Origin of the sequence: Salinisphaera orenii subsp. halophila YIM 95161 (genome assembly GCF_003732545.1) — a bacterium.
Lineage (GTDB): Bacteria > Pseudomonadota > Gammaproteobacteria > Nevskiales > Salinisphaeraceae > Salinisphaera > Salinisphaera orenii_A.
Window position 1 is genome coordinate 1 of record NZ_AYKF01000033.1, and the last position, 818, is coordinate 818.

The following is an 818-nucleotide window of genomic DNA, read 5'->3' on the forward strand; positions in this document are numbered from 1 at the left end:
CGCCAGGTCGGCGTCCCGTTCATCGTCGTGTACCTGAACAAGGCCGACATGGTCGACGACGAAGAACTGCTCGAGCTGGTCGAAATGGAAGTCCGCGAACTGCTGGACGCCTACGACTTCCCGGGCGACGACACCCCGGTGATCGTCGGCAGCGCGCTCAAGGCGCTGGAAGGCGACGAAGGCGAGCACGGCATCGAATCGATCGCCAAGCTGGTTCGCGCGATGGACGAATTCATCCCCGAGCCGGAACGCGCCGTTGACGGCGCCTTCCTGATGCCGGTCGAAGACGTCTTCTCGATCTCGGGTCGCGGCACCGTGGCCACGGGTCGCGTCGAGCGCGGCATCGTCAACGTCGGCGACAACATCGAGATCGTGGGCATCCACGACACGGTCAAGACCACGGTCACCGGCGTCGAGATGTTCCGCAAGCTGCTGGACCAGGGCCAGGCCGGCGACAACATCGGCGTCCTGCTGCGCGGCACCAAGCGCGAAGACATCGAGCGCGGCCAGGTGCTGGCCAAGCCGGGCAGCATCACCCCGCACACGCAGTTCGAGTGCGAGGTGTACGTACTGAAAAAGGAAGAGGGCGGCCGTCACACCCCGTTTTTCAAGGGGTATCGTCCGCAGTTCTACTTCCGCACGACCGACGTCACGGGCGCGTGTGAGCTGCCGGCGGACACCGAAATGGTGATGCCGGGCGACAACGTCACGATGAACGTCGAGCTGATCCACCCGATCGCGATGGAAGAGGGTCTGCGTTTTGCGATCCGCGAAGGCGGCCGCACCGTGGGCGCCGGCGTCGTGACCAAGATTACGGC

General features: G+C 64.9%; 1 protein-coding gene. It reads left to right on the forward strand.

What is annotated here, in order from left to right; all coding sequences use genetic code 11:
• On the forward strand, nt 1–818 hold an 818-nt coding region (locus SAHL_RS02615; RefSeq protein WP_123589858.1), incomplete at both ends, for an elongation factor Tu.